The organism is Propionispora sp. 2/2-37 (genome assembly GCF_001298735.1).
Classification (GTDB): Bacteria; Bacillota; Negativicutes; order Propionisporales; family Propionisporaceae; genus Propionispora.
This window is the reverse complement of sequence record NZ_CYSP01000036.1, coordinates 1-1,303: the sequence shown is the minus strand read 5'-3', so window position 1 is coordinate 1,303 and position 1,303 is coordinate 1. Positions and strand designations below refer to the sequence as shown.

Sequence of the window (1,303 nt, the reverse complement as noted above, 5' to 3'; positions counted from 1 at the left end):
ATCCGTCGACGGTAAATCCACCACTTAGTAATAAGTTGATAGACTACCTATAAGGAATTGAACTGTAATGGCTTTTGCGGACACCAAGAATGGCTGGTACAATAAAGTCAGGAGGTGTCCTACATGAAAGGCCAACGATTTGATGCAGAGTTCAAAAAAGATATCGTGAAACTCTACCTAAGTGGAGCTCGTACCTGCCCCAGTTTGGAAGCGGAACTAGGAATTCACGAAAATACGATCTATAAATGGATTCAACAATATAAAAGTGATCCAGAACATGCTTTTCCCGGATCAGGGAATCTCAAACCCGATGAGGATGAACTCCGTAAAGCGCAACGACGCATTAAGGAACTAGAGAATGAAGTCGCTATTTTAAAGCAAGCAGCGGTATACTTCGCCAAGAACAGCAAATAAGATATCAGTTTATCTACGATTACCGCTCCCAATATGCTGTTAGCGATTTATGCCGCATTTTAAAGGTAGCCAGAAGCGGATATTACGCCTGGGTGAAAGCCGGTTGCCCGAAAACCCACGATCGGGCTGCTGTAGTCGTGGCTCATATTCGTCAGATTGAACGAGAGCATGATCACAATTACGGCGTTCAAAAGGTCTATGAAGAATTAAACGACAAAGGGATTATCATTGGACGCAGCAAAGTACAGCGAATCATGCATGCTCACAGCATCAAAGCCCAGATCAAAAGCAAATACAAACCGCAAACCACCAAAGCTGACCCGAATGAACAAGCCTTTGACAACCTGTTAAATCAAAACTTTGAGGTGCAAGAAATAAACAGAGTGTGGCTGGCTGACATCACCTATATCCGAGTGGGCGGCCAGTGGTGTTATTTAGCTTGTGTCTTAGATTTAGCCAGACGCAAAATAGTTGGTTGGGCTCTAGGCAATCGCCCTACAGCAGACCTTGCTTGTAAAGCGCTTAGGATGGCCATTGTAAAAGAAAAACCTGTTGAAGGTCTCATCCATCACTCTGACCGGGGCAGTCAATATACATCGAACAAGCATAAAGACTTGCTGAAAAGAACATAACATCCTTGGCAGCATGAGTCGGAAAGGCAATCCCTATGATAACGCCCCGATGGAATCCTTCTTCCGGCTTTTAAAAGTGGAGCATGTAAAAAAACGGTCATTTGCTACGCTAGGACAAGCTGCAGCCAGTATCGAAGCCTGGATCAGCTATTACAATACCCGCAGAAGGCATAGTGCTTTGGGTGGCATTTCGCCGCTATGCTACGAGATCAGAAGAAACTCGCTATTTAATCTGTCCGCGTAGGCCAATATGGTTC

General features: G+C 44.7%; 3 protein-coding genes. All 3 read left to right on the top strand.

The window, feature by feature from the left end:
* The first annotated feature begins 123 nt into the window (after nucleotides 1–123).
* Genes P22_RS19790 through P22_RS21590 form a run of 3 tightly spaced genes read left to right on the top strand, consistent with a single transcriptional unit; the run spans nucleotide 124 to nucleotide 1,290 of the window.
* A complete protein-coding gene (locus tag P22_RS19790) occupies nucleotides 124–414 on the top strand; it encodes a transposase (RefSeq protein ID WP_054261957.1) in 291 nt (96 codons plus the stop codon).
* The gene (locus tag P22_RS20335) at nucleotides 390–1,046 is read left to right on the top strand and encodes an IS3 family transposase (RefSeq protein ID WP_156319073.1); all 657 of its coding nucleotides are present in this window, start codon (nucleotides 390–392) and stop codon (nucleotides 1,044–1,046) included. The genes P22_RS19790 and P22_RS20335 overlap by 25 nt, the downstream gene beginning before the upstream one ends.
* A gap of 13 nt (nucleotides 1,047–1,059) precedes the next feature.
* Entirely contained in the window at nucleotides 1,060–1,290 is a 231-nt protein-coding gene (locus P22_RS21590) for an integrase core domain-containing protein (protein ID WP_082378575.1), read from the top strand.
* Nucleotides 1,291–1,303: the final 13 nt, after the last annotated feature.

Excerpts from the sequence above, each read along its gene's own strand:
- P22_RS21590 (WP_082378575.1), top strand. The coding sequence starts at position 1,060 with ATGAGTCGGAAAGGCAATCCCTATGATAACGCCCCGATGGAATCCTTC.
- P22_RS19790 (WP_054261957.1), top strand. The coding sequence starts at position 124 with ATGAAAGGCCAACGATTTGATGCAGAGTTCAAAAAAGATATCGTGAAA.